Origin of the sequence: Paraburkholderia sp. BR14312 (assembly GCF_040948675.1) — a bacterium.
Classification (GTDB): domain Bacteria; phylum Pseudomonadota; class Gammaproteobacteria; order Burkholderiales; family Burkholderiaceae; genus Paraburkholderia; species Paraburkholderia nodosa_A.
The window spans coordinates 37,658-57,469 of the sequence record NZ_JBFPKI010000011.1; the positions used below are offsets into that span (position 1 = coordinate 37,658).

Sequence of the window (19,812 nt, forward strand, 5' to 3'; positions counted from 1 at the left end):
TAGCAAAGATTGAATGCAGGGCGCCACAAAGGCGCCCCTTTTTCTTTGGGAGGGGCATGAGCGAAAGCGAAGAGATCAGGGCGATTCACGGTCGCCTGAAGGACGGAGACGAGAGGTTCGTCAAGATTGCTGACGATCTCTCGGCAATGCGGGCGCAGTTGTATCGTCGCGACGATGCGATCCGCACGCACCTGCATAGCCAGGACGATGCGTTGGCCGAGATGGCACGGAAGATCGACAAGGTCGTCGACGGAACCGATTCGATTGTCACGATGTGGAGCGGCGGCGTACGCGCGGTGCGACTGTTCTGCCGCCTGGCCGACTTGTGGCGGTTCTTTATGCGGCAGGTGTTTTTTCCCATTCTTGTGCCGGTTCTCGGCGTGTTTGGTACGTGGTACTACGCGACTTACCACCGCTTCCCGATCTGGCTCGAGGGCATTTTCAAAATCGTGGCGGAGATCAAATGACACCTGCTCAGTTCATCGCGGCCATTGCGGCCGCAGCACGCACGTCGATGGCGTCGACGAAGATCCCGGCCAGCTTTACGGTTGCACAGGCGGCGCTTGAGTCGTGCTGGGGCGCGCACGCGCCCGGCTTCAATCTGTTCGGCATCAAGGCCGATCCGTCCTGGCATGGACCGGTGACGATCCAGACGACGCATGAAGTGGTCAGCGGCCGAACGATCGAGATCCAGGCGAAGTTCCGTGCCTATAGCGGGTGGCTCGGCTCGATTGCCGACCACGCGCGGTTCTTGACGGACAACCCACGATACCGGCCGGCATTCGGCGCGGCGAGCGGCGTGCGTTTTGCCTCAGCGGTGGCCGCCGCGGGTTATGCGACCGACCCCCTGTACGCAGCAAAGATCGCCGCGGTGATCAACGCCCACAACCTGGAGTCGCTGGATCGCGCCGGCACCTGAATTTCCATTCAACGTTTTTAGACGGCTGCCTTCGGGCGGCCTTTTTTGTTGGTGCGTACCAACGCACCTTGAAGGAGCGACGTATGAGTATCAAACAGAAAGTCATGCTGTACTTCGGACTGGTCGTGCTGTTGATTTTCGTCCTGCTGTTGTGGGCGTTCTTCGCATTCAACGGCAAGACCGAAATCCAGCCGCTCATTTCGCAGCTGGGCTTGCTCGTGACCATCATCACGGCATCGCTGGCGGCGCTCGGTGGCTACCACTCGGCGCAGGGTGGGCAGAATCTCGCCAGCCTGTCCGCCGGCATGGCATTGATCGATCCGGACGCAGATCCCGCGCCGTACCAGCCGCCGGTTGCAGGCCAGATGGCGGTGAGCGTCGCAGTGCCGCAAGCGGCGCAGCCGGCGCCCCAGGTCGCAGTTGCGAACGCAGCAGCCCAACCGGCCGCCGGCGCCGTAGTGTCACCGACCATCCAGTAGTCCGCGCAGTGCTGACTTGATGTCACGGCCAGAGACCTGGCGTGACCCGTATCACTTCTTTCCACTTTCAGGAAAACACCATGAAACGTCTTGTGATGCCGCTTGCGGCAGGCCTCGTCGCGTCCGTCGCTTTTCTCGCTGGTTGCGCGTCGCCGGGTGTGCATATCCAGATCCCGACGCCGCAACAGCTGGCAACCGATGTTTGTCCTGCCGTCAACGCGGGTCTGAAGGCCCTCGACGGCTCGCCGCTGCTTACGGCTGATCAGCAGGCAAATCTGACGAAGAAGATCATCCCGGGCAATGAGGCAGTCTGCGCCGCTGGCGCGCAGCTCGACCTTGCTGACCTGCAGGCGTTCAGTGCGACGGTTTTCCCTGCTGTGATCGCGCTTGTGTCGGGGCTTCCCGGAATTCCGAATCAGCAGGCCATCCTGTTCGGGCTGCAGATCGCGCAGCCGTTGTTGAAGCAGATCGTCGGCTCGGTGATCCCGCTGAGCGCGCCTGTGCCCGCATCGGCCGCGGTGGTGGCGAGCGCGCCGCAAGGCAGCGCAGTCGGTCTTTGAGGCTTCAAGGACACCTTCAGAAAGAAGAAAGCCCCGGGCCGGGTCCAACGGTCGGGGCTTTCTGGGTTCCGGCGTAAAGCGCTTTCGGGGAGCAACCGGAACTTGTCCACGATTCTATAGAGCTACCGCGGAACTCGATGTCAAATATTGTCAGCAAAACGGCGCGCGACTATGCACAGCTGGCGCAGCGCGCATACACAACGCCGCCACTGATCGGTGCCGAAGCGAGCGCAGCGCGCGCCATCGTCGAGGGGAATGCGGTCGCGTTTCCCGGCACAAATAACGTTGCCTGCTGGCTCGCCGATCTCGACGCGGCCACGGTCAACGTGCCAGGCTATGGCACGCTGCATGCGGGATTCTGGAGGGCGTTCTGCTCAATCCAGGGGCCGCTGTCGCTACTGCCGCCGCCGGACGTGACGGTGGGGCATAGCGAGGGCGCAGCGCTGGCGATCCTGTTTGCCGCGGCATTGTGCCAGGCGAGGCGGCCGCCAAAGGAGGTCTACGCATTCGAGCCGCCGCGTGTGAGCGCGGACGGCACGCTCGCCGCGCTGTTTGCGGCGCATGGCGTCGCTGTGCACATTTACCGCAATGGCGAGGACGTTGTGCCGCTCGTGCCGCGCGTGCTCCACGCGTGGCAACACCCGGCACCAGTGATCCCCATCGGCAAGGCGTCCCTGCCGGTGCCGAACGTCGAGGACCACTTCATCAATCATGTTGTGGCGGCGCTTTAAGGCGCTGCTGACGTGCACAAAGATTTGCACGTCCCGCCGCAGCTGGCGGCGTGCGATCGAAACGAGACCAGAACATTTCGCACATTCATGACACAACCTATCATTCCCTGGCTTGGCGGCAAGCGCCGTCTGGCCAATCATATCCTCGCCAGCTTTCCTGAACACAGCTGCTACGTCGAGGTGTTCGCCGGCGGCGCCGCGCTGTACTTCAAAAAGCAGCCTGCGAAGGTCGAGGTCATCAACGATATCAACGGCGAGCTCGTGAACCTCTACCGCGTCGTGCAGAACCACCTCGAGGAGTTCGTGCGCCAGTTCAAGTGGGCACTCACGAGCCGCCAGGTCTTCGAATGGCTGAAGGACACGCCACCCGAGACGCTGACCGACATCCAGCGCGCGGCCCGGTTCTACTACCTCCAGAAAAACTGCTTCGGCTCCAGGGTCGAATCGCAGACATTTGGCACCGCGACCACGACCGCACCGAAACTGAATCTGCTACGCATCGAGGAGACCCTGTCAGAGGCGCACCTGCGATTGGCCAGTACGTACATCGAGCGGCTTGACTGGAAGGCCTGTATCGACAAGTACGATCGCGCGCACACGCTGTTCTATCTCGACCCGCCGTACTGGCAGACTGAGGGCTATGGCGTGCCGTTTCCGTTCGAGGAATACGAGGCGATGGCAGCGCGTTTGCGTACGATCAAGGGCAAGGCGATTGTCAGTCTGAACGATCATCCGGACATCCGGCGCGTGTTCGAAGGCTTCCGGATCGAGACGGCCGACATCAGGTACACGGTCGGCGGCGGGGGGCGCGACGCTGCGCGCAAGGAACTGATCATCTTCAGCTGAACGACACGAGCGCCGGCCCGTCGACGATCCGTGAACTGGCCATCACAAACTGGGAGCCAGGAACACAGCAGGCGGGCTTTTCTGATCGTGTAAAGCGCGCCCCCCTTGAACATGTTATCCACCTAGCGTGTTGCGCGACGCATTTCAACAGGTAAAGCCATATAAAACATCAAATATTGTCATGGCGCTGCGATTTGACATGACCTGACAGTGGCATGCGGGTGGTTTCGGTAATTTACGGCCCCAATACCGATTCTTCGCGCGATAGCAATGAACAACCGTTTTTACCGGCTCGTCTTCAACAGGCTGCGGGGCATGCTGATTGCCGTTGCAGAAACGGCGGCCGCACAGGGCAAGGCGGGTCAGGGAGAAACCAGCGGATCATCGGTGCGCCGATGTGCCACGCTGTTCAGGATGCGTCACGCCGCGTTCGCTGCGCTCGCACTGTGGGGGCTGGCGCCCGTGCTTTCCGGTGCGCAGGTTGTGCCTTCGGGTGCCCATGCGCCGGGCGCGCTCAATACCGCAAACGGTATCCAGCAGGTCAACATCACGAAGCCTTCGGGCGCGGGGGTGTCACTCAACACGTATTCGCAGTTCGACGTCCCCAGGGCAGGCGTTATCCTGAACAACTCGCCCACGCTTGTTCAAACGCAGCAGGCGGGCTACATCAACGGCAATCCGAACTTCGGGGCGGGCGACGCCGCGAGGATTATCGTCAACCAGGTCAACAGCAGCAATCCTTCGCAGTTGCGCGGTTACGTCGAGGTCGCAGGCCAGAAGACCGCCACGGTGGTGATCGCCAACAGTTCGGGCCTGGTGGTCGATGGCGGCGGCTTCATCAATACGACGCGAGGCATCCTCACGACCGGTAACCCGGTCATCGACGCGAGCGGCAACCTTACCGGCTTTAACGTCACGCAGGGCACCATCACGGTTCAGGGTGCGGGCTTCAACGCCTCGAATATCGATGAGGTGGACCTGCTCTCGCGCGCCGTACAGGCCAACGCGGCAGTCTACGGCAACACGCTGCATGTGGTCACGGGCGCGAACAGCATCGACTATGCAAGCCTGAATCCGACACCGATCGCAGGCAGTGGGGGGGCGCCGGGCGTGTCCGTCGACGTGGCGCAGCTAGGCGGAATGTATGCCAACCGCATCGTTCTGGTTGGGACCGAGAACGGCGTCGGTGTGGCGAACGCCGGCACCATCGCCGCGCAGGCAGGCGACCTCACGCTCACGAGCGCCGGCCAACTCGTGCAGTCCGGCACGATGGAGGCGAGCGGCAACATCGGCATCAATGCAGCGAGCGTTGTCAATGCAGGCACCGTCTACGCCCAGCAGAGCACCACCATTGGCTCGGCAGGCGCCGTCACGAACAGCGGCACGCTTGCGGCACAGCAGAACACCAGCATCAATGCGGGCAGTGTGAATTCGACCGGCACGCTCGGCGCGGGGGTGAACGGCGACGGGACAGTTGGCAGCAGCGGCGACCTGACAGTGTCGGCATCGGGGCAGGTGAGCGCCACCCGCCTGAACGTGGCGGGTGGCAATGCGTCGTTCTCGGGTAGCGGCGTCAGCGTGGCAGGCAGCGAGACCGCCGCGAACGGTAACGTATCGCTGGGCGCGAACGCGGGCGACCTGAATCTTGCGGGCGCGACGACGAGCGCCGGGGGCTCGGTGAACGCCCAGGCATCGGGCACGCTGATCAACGACCGAGGTTCGCTCACGGCCGGCGGCGGCGCGACGCTCGTCGCGGGCAGCATTTCGAACCAGGGTGGATCTGTGTCGGCCCAGGGCACGCTCACCGCGCAGGCGTCCGGACAGATCGCGAACCAGGGCGGAGAGTTCATCTCGCAGGGTGCAATGCAGGTGCGCGGTGGCTCCATCGCGAACAACCAGGGGACCATGCAGAGCGCAGCCGGACTGTCGGTGGCAGGGGCATCGCTGGACAATACGGCGGGTCGGATCACGTCACTGAATGGCGAGGGCCTCACGGTCACGACCACGGGAGCACTCACGAACGCAGGCGGCACGACCGCGACGGGGGCTCAGGGTGGCGTGATAGGCGGCAACGGCGCCGTCACGCTGCAGGGCGGCAGCATCGTCAATCACGGCGCGGTATCGGCGCGAACGAACCTGCAGGTTACCGGCCAGTCGCTCGACAACAGCAACGGGTCGCTTCAGGCGACCGGGAATGCCACGGTCAATGCCGGCGCGCAACTCACCAACCGCGGCGGGACCATCATCGCCGGACAGGCGGCCACGGTGAGCGCGACCACGCTCGACAACAGCGCGGGGACCACTCAGGCTTCCCAGGTCTCGCTTGATGCGACGAACCTCGTCAATCATGGCGGCACGATTACGCAGACGGGGTCCGGGCCGATGAATGTCGCGGTATCGGGCACGCTCGACAATTCGGCAGGCGGCACGATCCAGACGAACAGCACCGACCTCACGCTCACCCCCTCGACGCTGGACAACGATGGCGGCACGATCACGCACGCGGGCACCGGCAGGCTGACGCTTGCACCACGTAGCGGGACCACTGCGGGCGCGGGTTCCATTTCAAACGTCGGCGGCAAGGTCATCAGCGCGGGCAAGGTCGTGGTGCAGGCAGGCAGTCTCGACAATGCAACGGGCGTGCTGGCCGCGAAGGGCAATATCACGGCCGCGGTCGCGGGCGGCGTAAACAACACGAGGGGGGTGGTGCGCTCGCTCTCGTCCCTGTCGCTGACGAGCGGCGGCGCGCTGACCAACGCGAACGGCGAGATCCAGTCTGGTACGGGCGCCGCAGGTGCCAGCAGTGACACCAGCACGCTCGCCGTCCAGGCCGCGTCCGTCGATGATACGGGCGGCCTGATCGGCAACCTCGGCACGGGCAACACGACCGTGAATGGCGGCAGCCAGATCGTCAACACCAACGGCGTGATAGCAGGCAGCGGCAATGTGGCCGTCAATGCGTCCTCGATTTCGAATACCCAGGGCGGGCAGGTCAGCGGCGCGAATGTCACGGTTCAGGCCAACACGCTGGACAACACGGCGGGCAAGATCGGGACGTTCGCGGCTTCGAACGGATGGGCGGGCGATGTCACGATCACCACGACCGGCGCGGTCATTGGCACGAACGGGCAGATTGGCGCGGCGCACAACCTCACCGTGGATGCGGCGACGCTCACGGGCGGCGGCGCGTACAGCGCAGCCAACGACGTGGCCGTGAACGTCCAGGGCAACTTCGCGCTCACGTCCGGCTTCCAGTTCAGCGCAGGTCACGACCTGGCCTTCACGCTGCCGGGCACGTTCACCAATGCGGCGACGCTGGCGGCGGCGAACAACCTTGACGTCAACGCCAGCGACATCAACAACAGCGGCTCGATGATGGCGGGCGGCACGCTCACCACGCACTCGAGCACGCTGGAAAACTCCGGCGCCATCGTGGGCGGCAGTGTGTCGCTGAATGCGACCAGCACGATCGCCAACATCGGGCCGGGCGCGCTCATTGGCGCGACCGACCGCAACGGCACGCTCGAGCTGCTCGCGCCCGACATCGAGAACCGCGACGACACCACCGCAACCGACACGCAGGCGACGACCGCGATCTATGGTCTGGGCAAGGTTGTCCTCGCCGGCGGCAAGGATGCCAGCGGCAACTACACGAACGCGAACCTGATCGACAACGTATCGGCGCTCATCCAGTCCGCGGGCGACATGGCGCTGCACGCGAACCAGGTCACGAACACTCGCCGCGTCATGACGACTTCGGGCGGCTACACCTCGGCAGTCGATCCCGCACTGCTGGCCCAGCTTGGCATCAGCCTGTCGGGGTGTACGGCCGCGTACATGGCCGCATGCGGTCCTGGTAATCCGCAGGTTCGGGGCATCGAGTTCAATCCGACTGCTTCCGACTACAATCCCGCTGTCATCGCCGCATTGCAGGCCGGGACTGGCGGCATGCCGACCAATCCGCCGCATGGGGGCCAGTGGAACAGCACGTACCAGTACACCACCTATACGGGCGTGGCGCTCGGCAACCTCGTGACGGGGATCAGCCCGCAGGCGCAGATCATCTCGGGCGGCAACCTGAACGCTTCATCGGTCGGCACGTTCGGCAACTACTGGAGCGCGGTCGCGGCGGCGGGCAATATCGCCGCTCCCGTTTCGCTCGACCAGAACAGCTGGCATGGGCAGATGGCGCCTGGCGTGCAGGTCACGTACTCGGGCCAGTATCACTACGACAACTACGACAACACCGAATACAACTGGCAGCTGCCGTTCGGCAATGCCGGGTTTGTCACCGGCCATCCGGGCGGCTATACCCAGGCGGCTCCGGCCGATGTGCACACCTACGCGCTGCCGAGCTACGAATCGAGCTTCGTCGCCGGCGGCACGCTGTCCGGCACGGGCGTGAGCATCAACAACACGGCGGGCAACGCGGGCCTGACGTCGCTCGGTCTCGTCGCGGGCCAGTCGGTGGCGGCCGTCAATATCGGGACGAGCTCGGTCCAGGGCCACGGCGGCCTCGTCAATCCGGTCATCGCCGCCGCGACCGCGGTGAACGTCCTGAGCAATCTCACGATTCCCCAGGGTGGCCTCTTCAGGCGGGACACCGCACCGAATGCGCCGTACCTCATCGAGTCGAATCCAGCCTTCACCAGCCAGAAGTCGTTCATCTCCAGCGACTACTTCCTGAACCAGCTCGGGTACAACCCGCAGACGGTGGAAAAGCGCCTGGGCGACGGCATGTACGAGCAGCAGCTCGTGCAGAACCAGGTTACGTCGCTCACCGGCAAGGCCGTACCCGGGCCGTACACCGACACGCAGTCGATGTACGAAGCGATGATGGCGTCGGGTGCGGCGCTCTCGAAGCAGCTTGAGCTGCCGCTGGGCATGGCGCTGTCGGCAGACCAGGTGGCCGCGCTCACTAGCAACGTCGTCATCCTGCAGACGGAAGTGGTGGACGGCCAGTCGGTGCTCGTGCCGGTCGTCTATCTCGCGAAGGCGAGCCAGCAGAACATGCAGGGACCGCTGATCGCGGCGACCGACATCGACCTGCAGAACGCGCAGACGTTCAGCAACAGCGGCACGGTGCAGGCCAGCAACTCGCTCACGATTGAAGGCAAGTCCATCGACAACACATTCGGCACGCTGAAGAGCGGCGGCCTGATGTCGCTGACGACGACGGGCGATGTCAATTTCACCTCGGCGACGGTGAACGCCGGAAGCGTCGCGCTGAACGCGGGCGGTAACCTGCTGCTGGACACGGCCACCAGCACGGTCAACCAGGTCAGCGCCTCGGGCGCGACGCGGACCACAACCACGCTCGGCCCCATCGCGAACCTGAACGTGGCGGGCAATGCCGCCATCGTGACGGGCGGCAACTTCGAGCAGAACGCGGGCAACCTGAACGTGGGCGGCGCGCTCGGCATGAGCATCGGCGGCAACTGGGACCTTGGTTCGGTGCAGACCGGCGAGCACAAGGTCGTGGCGCGCGCGAACGGCGTCTCAAACACGGATTTCAACACCGCGACCGGCAGCACAGTAAAGGTGGGCGGCGTATCCGAAATCGGTGTGGGCGGCAACCTGAGCGCGACCGGCGCGAACATTAACCTGGGCGGCGGCGGTGTCATCGCGGCAAAGGGCGACGTGACGCTGCAGGCGGCGAAGGCAACCTCGACCGTTGACAGCAACAGTTCCGGCAGCGACCACCACGGCAGCTATTCGGAATCGCTGCACACGTCCGACGATACGCTGACCGCGACCACGCTCAACGCCGGCAATTCGCTTACCGTGGCGTCGGGCAACAACATCAACCTCACCGGCAGCACGATCAACCTCGACAAGGGGACCGCGACGCTCGCGGCGGCGGGTAACGTGAACATCGGCGCGGCGACGGAAACGAACGTCGATAATTCGCAGGAGACGCATAGCCACAGCGAGGTGGTGAGCAGCAAGTCGGTGTCGAGTGGGAGCAGTGAGACGGCGACCTACAGCCAGGGCAGCACGGTTTCAGCGGATGGCGTCGCGATTTCCAGCGGCAAGGATATCAACGTTGCAGGCAGTACCATCGTTGGCACGAACGATGTGTCGCTCAGTGCAGTGCACGATGTCAATATCACGACCTCGCAGGATACGCAGAGTTCGCAAAGCTATTCCAGGACGCACGAAAGCGGCTTCCTGTCGGGGCTGAATCCCATCAACCAGCTCGACGGCGGCCTGCAGGGTTACAGCGTCGGCACGCGTACGACACAGGAAACGCAGCAGTCGTCACAGGTTACCAACAACGCGAGCACGGTCGGCTCGCTTAATGGCAACCTGTCGATCCAGGCGGGCAACACCCTGCATGTCACGGGCAGCGATCTCGTGGCCGCGGAGAACGTAACGGGGACGGCCGCGAACGTCATCATCGATGCGGCGACGGATACGGCACACGAGGCGCAGCAGCAAAAGACCAGCAGCACCGCCATTACGGCAGGCCTTGCGGGGTCCGTCGGCGACGCGATCAACGGCGCAGTCAGCGAGGCACAGGCGGCGCACAATGACGCGGGCAGCAATGATCGCGCGGCAGCCCTGCATGGTATCGCGGCGGCCGGTGACGCCTTCGCCGCAGGCAGTGCAGTCGCTTCGCTCGCCCAGGGCGGCGAGCCAGACATCGGCGTGAAAGTAAGCATCGGCACCAGCAGCAGCCAGAGCCAGTCGTCCGAGGACCAGACGACCCAGCGCGGCTCGAGCGTGCAGGCGGGCGGCACCGCAGCGTTCGTGGCGACAAACGGCGACATGACGGTGGCCGGGTCGAACGTGAGCGCGAATGATGTCGTGCTCGCGGCGAAGAATCAGGTCAATATCGTCAACACGACGAACACCGATTCGACGCGCAGTTCGAACAGTTCCAGCAGCGGGAGCGTTGGCGTGCAGTACACGCTGGGCGGCGGCTTTGGCATATCGGCATCGATGGCGAGGGCACACGGCGACGCGAACAGCGACGCGTCGATCCAGAACGCCTCGCACGTGAACGGTGCGAACAGCGTGACCATTGCGTCGGGCGGCGATACCAATATCATCGGCTCGCAGGTCAACGGCGGGCAGGTGAGCGCCGCTGTCGGCGGCAACCTGAACGTGGCAAGCGTGCAGGACGTGACGAACAGCGCCGCGCACCAGAGCAGCGTGAGTGGCGGGTTCACGATCAGCCAGGGCGGCGGCAGTGCAAACTTCAGCGCGCAGAACGGCCATGCGGACTCGAGCTATGCGGGCGTGAACGAGCAGGCTGGAATAAACGCGGGCGATGGTGGCTTTAAGATCAATGTCAAGGGCAACACGGCGCTCACGGGTGCGGTGATATCGAGCACGGCGGATGCGTCGCAGAATAGCCTCACGACTGGCACGCTCACCTACAGCGACATCCAGAACCACTCGCACTACGATGCCAACAGCAACGGTATTAGCGCGGGTGTGGGCGTCGGCAGTACTGGCAAGGCCGTCGGTCCCGGCTCGGTCAGCGGTACGGGTGGCGTGTCGCCGATGATCTCGCAGAACGAGAGCGGCGACCAGAGCGCCACGACGCGCAGCGCGGTCAGTGCGGGCGCGATCAACATCACGAATCCGACCTCACAGACGCAGGACGTGGCGGGCCTGAGCCGCGACACGACCAACACCAACGGTACGGTCTCGGGCACGCCGGACGTCAACACTATCCTCTCGCAGCAGGCCGACACGATGCAGGCCGCGCAGGCAGCGGGCCAGGTCGTGGCGCAGGGCATCGGTGCCTATGCGAATTCGAAGCAGCAGGCAGCGCAGGACGCCGCAGATGCGGCGACGAAGGCGGCACAAGCGGAAACCGATCCAGACGCGAAGGCGGCTGATCTGGCGCTGGCAAAGCAGGACCAGGCGGAAGCCGATTCGTGGGCCGAAGGCGGTACGAACCGTGTCGGCCTGCACGTAGTGGGTGGTGCGCTGATCGGAGGCCTTGGTGGCGGCGCGCTCGGTGCGGTTGGCGGTGCAGCGGGCGCTGGTGTCTCGTCAGCGCTAGCAGGCAAGCTGAATGGTGTGGCTGATTCGATTGGTAACGCGACGGGTTCCATGACGGTTGGCAACACCGTATCGAACGTGCTGGCCGGTCTCAGTGGCGCGCTGGTTGGCGGTAGCGCGGGCGCGTTCACCGCGTCGAACGCGGACCTATATAACCGCGATACGACGAATGCCAATGGTACGGGCGGTACGGGAAGCCAATTCCTGGATTACGTCGGGGACCAGCTTGCGAGCGCCGGGCGTGGCGCGGTGAACCTCGCTGGCATCGTCAATCATGCGCTGAACCAGGTCATTCCGTCGTTCGGTGGCAGCAGCACAACAGGCACGGATGCCGACGCGCTGACGGGTACGGGCACCACCAACACGAACCCCTTGACGTCGCAATCAAAGGCCGCACTGATCTCCCAGGGTGTTGCGAACGGTATAAACGCTGGGCTGGGGATTAGCGGAGGTGAGCCGCCAGTCGCACCGGGTACGCAGGCCGTGCCGGTGGCCTCTGCGGGACCCGTCAATAGCCCGGGCGCTGCGCCGGGAATGCCAGGTTATGTGCCGGATAGTGCTACCCTCGCGAGTGGTGGAAACAATAACCGCCTCCCAATCCCGGATACGGTTACGGCTGACAATGGTTTGCAAGTTGAGTCAAATCCCAAGCATACGGCAGGGATGCCTGGAAACAACCCAAATGCTGGTACGGAGCCAAGCAATTCGCTTGATTTGTTCAACTCGTCGATTCCGGGTGCCGACGGTGTTCGTTATGCAATTGACTCAAACGGAAATATCAATAGGTTCTACTCAGACGGCAATGGGGTCTATCACTGGTCGGGTTCTACGGGCGACAATTCGGCACCGTTAAACGTGTCGAAGATTCCGATCAACGTTAAGCGCACTCTTGGTTTCACAGGAAAATAAATGCTCTCGGGAAATCCTGACACTTTTGCTATCTGGTGCGATCCAGTTGATGTTTGGTCAACGGACCGATTCCAGAACGGATGCTTTGGCTACTTCATCGGAGGCGAGCTAATTTTGTCAAAGCGCTCGACACTCGGTGTCGATCTGAACATGCTCGCGAAGTTGCACTGCATGGGCTCTGGTGTCGAAGACGCCCGCTTGTTCAATTTGCCGTCAAAGGACGCGTATCACGACCTCTGTGAGCGCGCTTTCCCAGCGATGGACTCTGAAGCTGAAACGAGTGATTTGACACATCTCGTGTCAGCGGAAAGTTTGTCCGATGAAAGTCAATATGTATTTCTTGTTGAATTCGAAGATAAGGCAAAGCTAATTTACGGAAATGGAAGTGACGCTGCCACGGTGGCTGATATAACCATACCGCGCGGCGAATTTCAGAGTGTTGTGAGAGCTGCAGAACAGCGGTTTAATGAACTGAAGCGTAGGAAGTAGTCTAGCGCGCGGTGTGCGCCTTGATCGGGGGCGGCGGTTGTTTTGATCTGCCGCCCTGTCATCAATATCGAGTCACCTATGAAAATCCGAAAGAGGCTGGCGGCCCTGCCGCTTACAGCCCTAGTATCACTCGTGTCCAACGCGGAGACCACACCAGCCGACACCGCAGCCGCTGCACGCGCCAATGCCGAGCAGCAGCAACAGATTCAGCAGCAGCGGGACGCGCAGCAGCGTGCGGCGACCGTCGCCGCGCCGGTTGTCCGTTCTGCTGCGCCCGAGGCGGGGACGTGGCCGGTGCTGCCCGTCGAGACGCCGTGCTTCCGTATCGACTCGTTCGATGTTGAGGTGCCCGATACGCTGCCCGAAATGAACCGGCTGAAAGGTGCATCTGCCCTTCCCATGGACCGGTTCGCCTTCCTGCATGACTGGCTGAGGCATTACCAGGGGCAATGCATTGGCAAGCAGGGCCTCGACGTGCTGACGAAGGGCCTGCAGGGCTTGATACTAAGCCGCGGCTACATCACTACGCGCGTCCTGATGCCGACGCAGGACCTGTCAAAGGGGACATTGAAGTTCGCGCTCGTGCCGGGCGTGATCCGTCATCTGAAGTTTGCCGACGCCAGCACACGCGGCACACTGAAAACCGCATTTCCCGTGCGCGACGGCGACGTGCTTCAGTTGCGTGACCTTGAGCAGGGGCTGGAGCAGATGAAGCGCGTCAGCAGCCAGGACGCGACGATGCAGATCGTTCCAGGCGACGTGCCCGGGGAGAGCGATGTCGTCGTGACGGTCAAGCACTCGAAGCCCTGGACGTTTGTCGCCTCGGTCGATAACTCGGGCCAGCGCGCAACGGGAAAGCTTCAGGGTAACGTCAGCCTCGGCGTCGACAACCCGCTCGGGCTGAACGACATCCTCACGCTCGGCGCGAATCAGGACCTCGAATTCGGCGACCACGGCCTCGGCTCGCACGGCTTCAACGGCTCGTATTCGTTGCCTTGGGGCTACTGGACGGCGACGATCTACGGCAACACGAACACGTACTACCAGCAGATTGCCGGCGTGAACCAGACGTTCGTATCGAGCGGCAACGCGCAGACGGCCGGTGTAAAGATCCAACGTGTGATCCGCCGCAGCCAGGACGATATCCTCGGCCTCGAATTCCAGCTCATCAAGCGCTGGGGCGCGAGTTTCATCGAGGACACGACGATTCCGCAGCAAGCCCGAAACAACACGTTCATCGAAGGTGGTCTCACGGATCGGCACTACTTCGGGGCTGCGCAGTTCGACGGCACGCTCGCCTATCGCCAGGGCGTAGGCGGACTGGGCGCAACGGCCGACCCGTACCCCACTGGGCCGACCTATCGCTTCCGCATGGAGACGCTCGATGCGAACCTTTCGGTGCCGTTCGCAATCGGCAAGCAGGCCCTGCGCTACGTGACGACGCTGCACGGCCAGTACACGGGCAACACGCTGTTCTATATCGATGACCTGACCATCGGCAGCCGCTACACCGTGCGCGGCTTTGACGGCGAGAAGATGCTCGCTGCCGAGCGCGGCTTCTACTGGCGCAACGAACTGCAGTTGCCGCTCGGACAGACGGGGCAAACCCTCTACGCGGGCATCGACTACGGGCACGTCTTCGGCCCGGGTACGGCGGCGATCGTCGGGACGCAACTGGCCGGTGCCGTCATCGGCATTCGCGGCGGCGCACCGGCGAAGTATGCGGGCTTCTCGTATGACCTCTTCGCGGGCACGCCGATATACAAGCCCGCCGGATTCGATACGGCACGTGTCACGGTCGGCTTTCAGGTCACAGCACAATTCTAACGATGACGAAGAGGAAACGCCGTCCGCTTTCACGCGACATGCTGTTCTCGCTTCCCGTTCGGAAGGCGCGGGCGCTCTCGCTCGAATACCATCTTGCCCTGTCCGTGTTAGCTGCGCGACAGGATGGCGAGGTCGAGGCCATCAAGACTCATGCAGGCGGTCTACCACGCATGCTTCATGGAAGGTTCCGCTTCTGCCGTCTCTGCCATGCTCGAAATGGCGGAGACCGCGTTCGACGATGTGATGGCACGCGTGGAAGCTGGCGGTCCCTAGATGGTTTCGGATACCGAGCAAGCAGCCATCGCGAAGGCATTGGCGATGCACGACCGGCCTACTAGCTGTCTTCCCTATCATCGTTCTGCTGCAGCCTGGGAGCGGATACAGTACTTCGGGCGCCGGTTACAGGAAGCTGCGGGATGAGGGTGGGTGGTCGAAGCGCTGGGTTGAATTTATTCGGGGAAAAACTTGCCCCTTGAAGTGACGGGCAAGTCCGAGACTTCTGCAAGGGCGATAGGGGTACCTCTTTTCAGTCTGAGCGGTGCGCTAGGGCAGGCTTACCCAGTTCTTTATCGCCATTTCATTCAGGAGCGGGAAGCTTGGCGTCTTCAGCTTCAGCGAAGGATTTTTGCTGGTGTATTGATTGCACAAATCAGCGAGCGTCTTATTTGAGAGCGCAATCTCTTTAAAGAAGTCATAGACAAACCACGGTTTGATTTTTTGAGTCGGATTCGTCTGCATTTCTTTCAGGGCCCTGAGCACTTCGTATTTCGGAACCTTGCCATTCAAGGAAAACCACAAATTGATCGCCTCGTACAACTCTTGATTTAGCGGGGGAATGGCTTGACCATTTGGCCCATTACCGCCACCGCCACCGCCACCGCCACCGCCACCGCCACCGCCACCGCCACCGCCGGGAAGTGGCGGAGGGGTGAAAGGGTTGGACAGCAGCGGCATAGCAACTTGGGCGTACTTCACCGGATAAGCATGTTTCATGGCAATGATCAGTTCTTTCGCACAGTGCTCACCCATAGGGGCAGCAAAATTCTGTTTTTGATTCTGAAAACTAAAAATTACCTGTACATTTTTTAGCTTTCCACAGCATCCCTCGACCTCCACTCCCTCGGCTATCTGAGCACGTGTCAACGGTAGAATTTCATATTCCCGAACAAGCTGTCGTCGCCGCTCGTCACCTTCGCAGTCAAATTTCTTTTCGGCCGAAGTCATCTGAATTTTGATCCTTCAATAAATTAGGAATTAGGCTTGTACCTGGCTCATCGCGCTGTCAGTGGTTCCCGTAGCGCGAGAAAAGTCCAGCACGCTTCACCGCCGCACTCGAGGATCGTATTTTCTTTACGAGATTGCTGGCGGAAGACATATGGTATCCGTGAAGTTCGGATCATATTACCAAAAAAACCGTTGCGACTATTGAACGATGAAGATATGCATTTCGCATAATTTCCATCAGCGGTTCAGATTTCTGATTGGGTTCGCTGGAAGGCGTGCCTCGCACATTCCTGCCAATACTGACTTATGCATAACACAATCACAATGCTTTACAATTTTCGACCCTACAACGCTTTAAAATGATCGCAGTAGCGTCGAACAGCCCTTCGAATCTGTAAGTGCTTTGCCGCCTTGTTCAAGCTCTGCAGCACGGCGCTTCTCGATACCAAAAGTTAACGCAAGCGTTCGCGATGCTTCGGACGACGGCGATAGTTGCGATTCAGGGGGTAGTGGGCGTCGGCATTGAAGAACTGCGCGAGAGGGGGCAGCGGGTTTGCAGAGTGCGTGCCGGAGCACTATCCGCGCCTTCGGATTACTGGCGTGATTGATTAAAGTCGCCAAAAAGAGAAAAATCTTTTGACTCAGACTGGTACTTATATGTAATTCGCATATCTAACTCGGAGGGGGCGCAATCGTGGCAATGACGTGGTTGTATATGCCGGTGTTGAAATGGAAGCGCGGTGAACGAGATGCTTTGCGCTTTTTGGTCGACGGCCAATGGCACGGTATAACGCCGATGCTGGAGTTGCAGCCAATCGGCGTGGCGCCCGATACACCAACCCTTAGAGGCGCACTGCCAGCATATGTTTCTGAGATAGAAACTCAGGTCAAGAAGTGCATTCCTGTAGAACAGGCGGTTTGCATTGACACGGGATACGCTTCATCGGATTACGCTAAACAAATCTCCCTACTCTTGGCTATATGCGGCGCGTTAGCTAGAGCGTTGGAGCATCAGATTGTCCCCGTCATTCGCTCAGCCTGGTTGGAGTCTCTGGCTGCCTTGACGCCTGCGCAGGTGTCACTGCTGGCTGAATACAACGAAGTGGTCCTGCGTCTGCGCACGGATGAAGTGGGAGCATCGCAAGTTCAGTCAAGCGTCGACATGCTGGCGAGGGTTGTGAAGAAACGCCGCATTCACCTAGTCATTGATCAATTCTCGTTGCTGGACCGACAAGCCACGGCTTGCGTGTCCGCCGTAAAACCTTATCTAGATGCGGCCTTGGGAGCAGGATGTGCGAGCATCACGCTCGCTGGGGGGTCATTTCCGCTGAATCTCACCGGCAAGAAGCTCGGCTTTACGGACCTGCCTCGTGTCGAGTGGCTGATCTGGCTGGAAATCCAGAAAGTTCCGGCATACAAGGCGTTACGGTATGCGGACTACACGGTCACCAATCCTGCGCCCCTGCCTGAGGATGCAGACCTGAAATCGGTTAATCCGTCGATTGCGATTCGTTATGCCGCCGACGATTTTTGGCGACTCTATAAGGGGCGCCAATTCAAGGGGGCGCCGCGAGGGGAATTGCGCAATCTATGCAAATTGCTTACGTCGGATACGGTATATACCAACCCGTTTTTTAGTTACGGGGATGCGAAGTATCATAAGGATGCTAATGGCTCAGACAAGAATGGTCTGCCGTGGACTTGGCGCCGCGACGCTACAAACCATCATATGATTTTGACAGCGCATGCCTTGCTTATCTGACGCTGCAATAGGGCAGTCGAGACAAGAGTCTTGACTGCATCCAGGGTATACGTGGATGCGATCGATTCCCATAGCGCATGGGATGATGCCGCCTTAGGTAGCTGGATGCAATTGTTTCGCTGAATCGCTGCTATGGCTTCTTCTTTCCAAAGAAGTGACGCCAAGCTGAAGGGATCTTGGCGGGCGTTGCATCCCGCCTTCCGGGACAGTTCCAGGGTAATCTTCCCTTTGCGAGAGCGACTCGCCACTAGGAGGCCCCACCACGCAGGGATGATCTCGAGAGCAGATGTAGCGTGTGCTGGGCCGCAGACCAGATGTATCTGGTCGAACACGCGGTTGTATGCGTGGATCTGATTCGAGAACCGGGCAAAGGTGTCCAGGTCGCTCTTAATCTCGTAGCCGATCATTGCCTCGCCGAAAACAGCCACATCAATGCGGGCGCCGCCCCGCTCGATGCGGAACTCTTCCAGAACGTGATGACGTTTCGAGCGCTTGCGTGCAAGCCAGGACAGTAGCGCGCCGCGAATTTCAATTTCCGTGACGGGGCCGTTGTCTTGCGAGGTTGCGGGATGATTGGGCATGGCGGTATTATGCCAATTATGCCAAGAAAAGCAACTGATGCCGAACCAGACGTGCTGCTGGCGATTGCCAAAATCGATGCTTTCCGGCAGGAGCAGGATATCTGTATCCTGAGCCTGGCAAGGAATGCAGGGGTTAGCCAGCCATCGTTATGCCGGTTTATGCGTAACGAGCGCAAATCAATCACAAAGACTGCGCATGCGGTGCTGCGGCACATCGATAATTGGCATAAAGCGCATAACGCGACTGGAGCTATAATGCCAGCTCGCGACGTTGACCACGCAGGTCTAGAGCTAATTGAAAGCGCTATCCGGTCGCTGTGGGATGGTGATTTGCGCACCGCCCAGATTCTCGCCCCCCTTATCCTGTCACTTAAGCCCACACTAGATTTGGCTATCTCGATTACCGCGGGCGACGCAGGAGTCGGCAACATATGAGCGGAACCGACGCAAAGACGATATATACCAACCTGAAGACCTTCGGCCTGAGCCGCGCGCAGGTCCGGGCGCTCTTGCCAGAGTGGTGGTCAACAGAAGCTGAAAAGAGCCCTGATGGCGTGGCTGAACTATGCGTATTGATCAGTCGTCGAGTTGGTCTTGACCTTCCGGCGCTAATGCATGGCGAGGTCCGACAGGGGAGCGCCGCAGGCGTGGTCGCGTACAAGCATAGGGCAAACGTGGCGCAGCATGCGCTGCAGGCTGCCACCTCGATCGCGGCGTCTTTAGCACGCGCTGTTGTCGCGGCTATGCCGCGGCCGTATGCTGGCAACTTTAGTTCCGCCGCCGAGGTAACCAGCTTGGCTCGTCAAGTTGGCAAGGGGCTTGTCGGACTGACGTCGTTGATCGATGCTTGCTGGCAATCGGGTATCCCCGTCATTCCGTTGCCCAATCTTCCTGTTGGAATTCGCAAGATGGATGGCGCCGTGATGAGAGTGAATGATCGGCCAGCCATCATCGTGTCAAAGAAGAAATCGTCGCGAGCCTGGCTTGCGTTCATAGTTGCCCACGAAATTGGTCATATCGCCAGTGGACATCTTGAGCGCGCCGACTCGATCGTCGACGTCTCACTTCAGGAACACTCAGAATACGAAGCAGAATCCACAGCCGACGACCAGGAACAGGAGGCGGATCGGTTTGCACTGTCCGTCTTTGGGGGGAGCGCTGTCGAGCGCATAGTTTCGACGTGGTCCTCATGGGCTTCACCAGTAGAGCTAGCAGTCTCCGCGCGAGAAGCTGCACGAGACTTGGGTATCGAGAGCGGTCACTTAATCTTGCGCTATGCCTTTTTGACTCGTCGTTGGCCCGATGCTGTTTCAGCGTTGCGTTTCCTGAGTGAGGATGCCGACGCCGAGGCGCTAATAAGAGCAGCGTTGCAACGCAACCTCGATTTGGACTTGGTGTCCGCAGATGTCCAAGATTTGGTCTGCAGACTCACCGGGATCGAGGGATGACCGCCAAGCCTCGATAGC

The 19,812-nt window shown here is 61.0% G+C and carries 14 protein-coding genes; 12 read left to right on the forward strand and 2 right to left on the reverse strand.

Annotated features, from left to right (window positions below; translation table 11 throughout):
- The first annotated feature begins 56 nt into the window (after positions 1-56).
- From AB3X98_RS28210 to AB3X98_RS28250, 9 genes are all read left to right on the forward strand, one after another.
- Positions 57-467, forward strand: coding sequence for a hypothetical protein (locus tag AB3X98_RS28210; protein ID WP_368603317.1), 411 nt, complete (start codon positions 57-59; stop codon positions 465-467).
- Positions 464-919 carry a glycoside hydrolase family 73 protein gene (locus AB3X98_RS28215; RefSeq protein ID WP_368603318.1) on the forward strand — a complete coding sequence of 152 codons (456 nt, stop codon included), beginning with the start codon at positions 464-466 and terminating at the stop codon, positions 917-919. The genes AB3X98_RS28210 and AB3X98_RS28215 overlap by 4 nt, the downstream gene beginning before the upstream one ends.
- A gap of 83 nt (positions 920-1,002) precedes the next feature.
- A complete protein-coding gene (locus tag AB3X98_RS28220; protein WP_368603319.1) occupies positions 1,003-1,398 on the forward strand; it encodes a hypothetical protein in 396 nt (131 codons plus the stop codon).
- Positions 1,399-1,478: 80 nt separating this feature from the next.
- On the forward strand, positions 1,479-1,958 hold the full coding sequence (locus AB3X98_RS28225; RefSeq protein WP_368603320.1) for a hypothetical protein: 480 nt from the start codon (positions 1,479-1,481) through the stop codon (positions 1,956-1,958).
- Between the two features lie 137 nt (positions 1,959-2,095).
- The gene (locus tag AB3X98_RS28230; protein WP_368603321.1) at positions 2,096-2,689 is read left to right on the forward strand and encodes a lipase; all 594 of its coding nucleotides are present in this window, start codon (positions 2,096-2,098) and stop codon (positions 2,687-2,689) included.
- A gap of 87 nt (positions 2,690-2,776) precedes the next feature.
- Positions 2,777-3,535, forward strand: a complete 759-nt coding sequence (locus AB3X98_RS28235; RefSeq protein ID WP_368603322.1) for a DNA adenine methylase — start codon at positions 2,777-2,779, stop codon at positions 3,533-3,535.
- Between the two features lie 270 nt (positions 3,536-3,805).
- Positions 3,806-12,463, forward strand: coding sequence for a hemagglutinin repeat-containing protein (locus AB3X98_RS28240; RefSeq protein ID WP_368603323.1), 8,658 nt, complete (start codon positions 3,806-3,808; stop codon positions 12,461-12,463).
- Positions 12,464-12,952: an immunity 42 family protein gene (locus AB3X98_RS28245; RefSeq protein WP_368603324.1), complete on the forward strand. Its 489-nt coding sequence runs from the start codon at positions 12,464-12,466 to the stop codon at positions 12,950-12,952.
- Between the two features lie 78 nt (positions 12,953-13,030).
- Complete coding sequence (locus AB3X98_RS28250) at positions 13,031-14,779, forward strand: ShlB/FhaC/HecB family hemolysin secretion/activation protein (RefSeq protein WP_368603325.1); 1,749 nt, start codon at positions 13,031-13,033, stop codon at positions 14,777-14,779.
- 543 nt (positions 14,780-15,322) lie between these two features.
- Here AB3X98_RS28250 and AB3X98_RS28255 read toward each other — a convergent pair.
- The gene (locus tag AB3X98_RS28255) at positions 15,323-16,003 is read right to left on the reverse strand and encodes a hypothetical protein (protein WP_368603326.1); all 681 of its coding nucleotides are present in this window, start codon (positions 16,001-16,003) and stop codon (positions 15,323-15,325) included.
- A 700-nt stretch (positions 16,004-16,703) separates the two neighbouring features.
- Here AB3X98_RS28255 and AB3X98_RS28260 point away from each other — a divergent pair.
- Complete coding sequence (locus AB3X98_RS28260) at positions 16,704-17,765, forward strand: hypothetical protein (protein ID WP_368603490.1); 1,062 nt, start codon at positions 16,704-16,706, stop codon at positions 17,763-17,765.
- Here the strand turns inward: AB3X98_RS28260 and AB3X98_RS28265 are convergent.
- Positions 17,729-18,346, reverse strand: coding sequence for a sce7726 family protein (locus AB3X98_RS28265; protein ID WP_368603327.1), 618 nt, complete (start codon positions 18,344-18,346; stop codon positions 17,729-17,731). The genes AB3X98_RS28260 and AB3X98_RS28265 overlap by 37 nt on opposite strands.
- Between AB3X98_RS28265 and AB3X98_RS28270 the strand changes: the two genes are divergently transcribed.
- Together AB3X98_RS28270 and AB3X98_RS28275 are read left to right on the forward strand one after the other, a co-directional pair.
- Positions 18,335-18,781 (forward strand): hypothetical protein, encoded by a 447-nt coding sequence (locus AB3X98_RS28270; RefSeq protein WP_368603328.1) that lies wholly within the window; start codon positions 18,335-18,337, stop codon positions 18,779-18,781. The two genes, AB3X98_RS28265 and AB3X98_RS28270, sit on opposite strands and share 12 nt — an antisense overlap.
- Entirely contained in the window at positions 18,778-19,794 is a 1,017-nt protein-coding gene (locus tag AB3X98_RS28275; RefSeq protein ID WP_368603329.1) for a hypothetical protein, read from the forward strand. The genes AB3X98_RS28270 and AB3X98_RS28275 overlap by 4 nt, the downstream gene beginning before the upstream one ends.
- Positions 19,795-19,812 lie beyond the last annotated feature (18 nt).

What these genes read in the sequence shown, in the direction of transcription:
- AB3X98_RS28210 (WP_368603317.1), top strand. Translation starts at nt 57, where the DNA reads ATGAGCGAAAGCGAAGAGATCAGGGCGATTCACGGTCGCCTGAAGGAC.
- AB3X98_RS28215 (WP_368603318.1), top strand. Translation starts at nt 464, where the DNA reads ATGACACCTGCTCAGTTCATCGCGGCCATTGCGGCCGCAGCACGCACG.
- AB3X98_RS28220 (WP_368603319.1), top strand. Translation starts at nt 1,003, where the DNA reads ATGAGTATCAAACAGAAAGTCATGCTGTACTTCGGACTGGTCGTGCTG.
- AB3X98_RS28225 (WP_368603320.1), top strand. Translation starts at nt 1,479, where the DNA reads ATGAAACGTCTTGTGATGCCGCTTGCGGCAGGCCTCGTCGCGTCCGTC.
- AB3X98_RS28230 (WP_368603321.1), top strand. Translation starts at nt 2,096, where the DNA reads ATGTCAAATATTGTCAGCAAAACGGCGCGCGACTATGCACAGCTGGCG.
- AB3X98_RS28235 (WP_368603322.1), top strand. Translation starts at nt 2,777, where the DNA reads ATGACACAACCTATCATTCCCTGGCTTGGCGGCAAGCGCCGTCTGGCC.
- AB3X98_RS28240 (WP_368603323.1), top strand. Translation starts at nt 3,806, where the DNA reads ATGAACAACCGTTTTTACCGGCTCGTCTTCAACAGGCTGCGGGGCATG.
- AB3X98_RS28245 (WP_368603324.1), top strand. Translation starts at nt 12,464, where the DNA reads ATGCTCTCGGGAAATCCTGACACTTTTGCTATCTGGTGCGATCCAGTT.
- AB3X98_RS28250 (WP_368603325.1), top strand. Translation starts at nt 13,031, where the DNA reads ATGAAAATCCGAAAGAGGCTGGCGGCCCTGCCGCTTACAGCCCTAGTA.
- AB3X98_RS28255 (WP_368603326.1), bottom strand. Translation starts at nt 16,003, where the DNA reads ATGACTTCGGCCGAAAAGAAATTTGACTGCGAAGGTGACGAGCGGCGA.
- AB3X98_RS28260 (WP_368603490.1), top strand. Translation starts at nt 16,704, where the DNA reads ATGACGTGGTTGTATATGCCGGTGTTGAAATGGAAGCGCGGTGAACGA.
- AB3X98_RS28270 (WP_368603328.1), top strand. Translation starts at nt 18,335, where the DNA reads ATGATTGGGCATGGCGGTATTATGCCAATTATGCCAAGAAAAGCAACT.
- AB3X98_RS28265 (WP_368603327.1), bottom strand. Translation starts at nt 18,346, where the DNA reads ATGCCCAATCATCCCGCAACCTCGCAAGACAACGGCCCCGTCACGGAA.
- AB3X98_RS28275 (WP_368603329.1), top strand. Translation starts at nt 18,778, where the DNA reads ATGAGCGGAACCGACGCAAAGACGATATATACCAACCTGAAGACCTTC.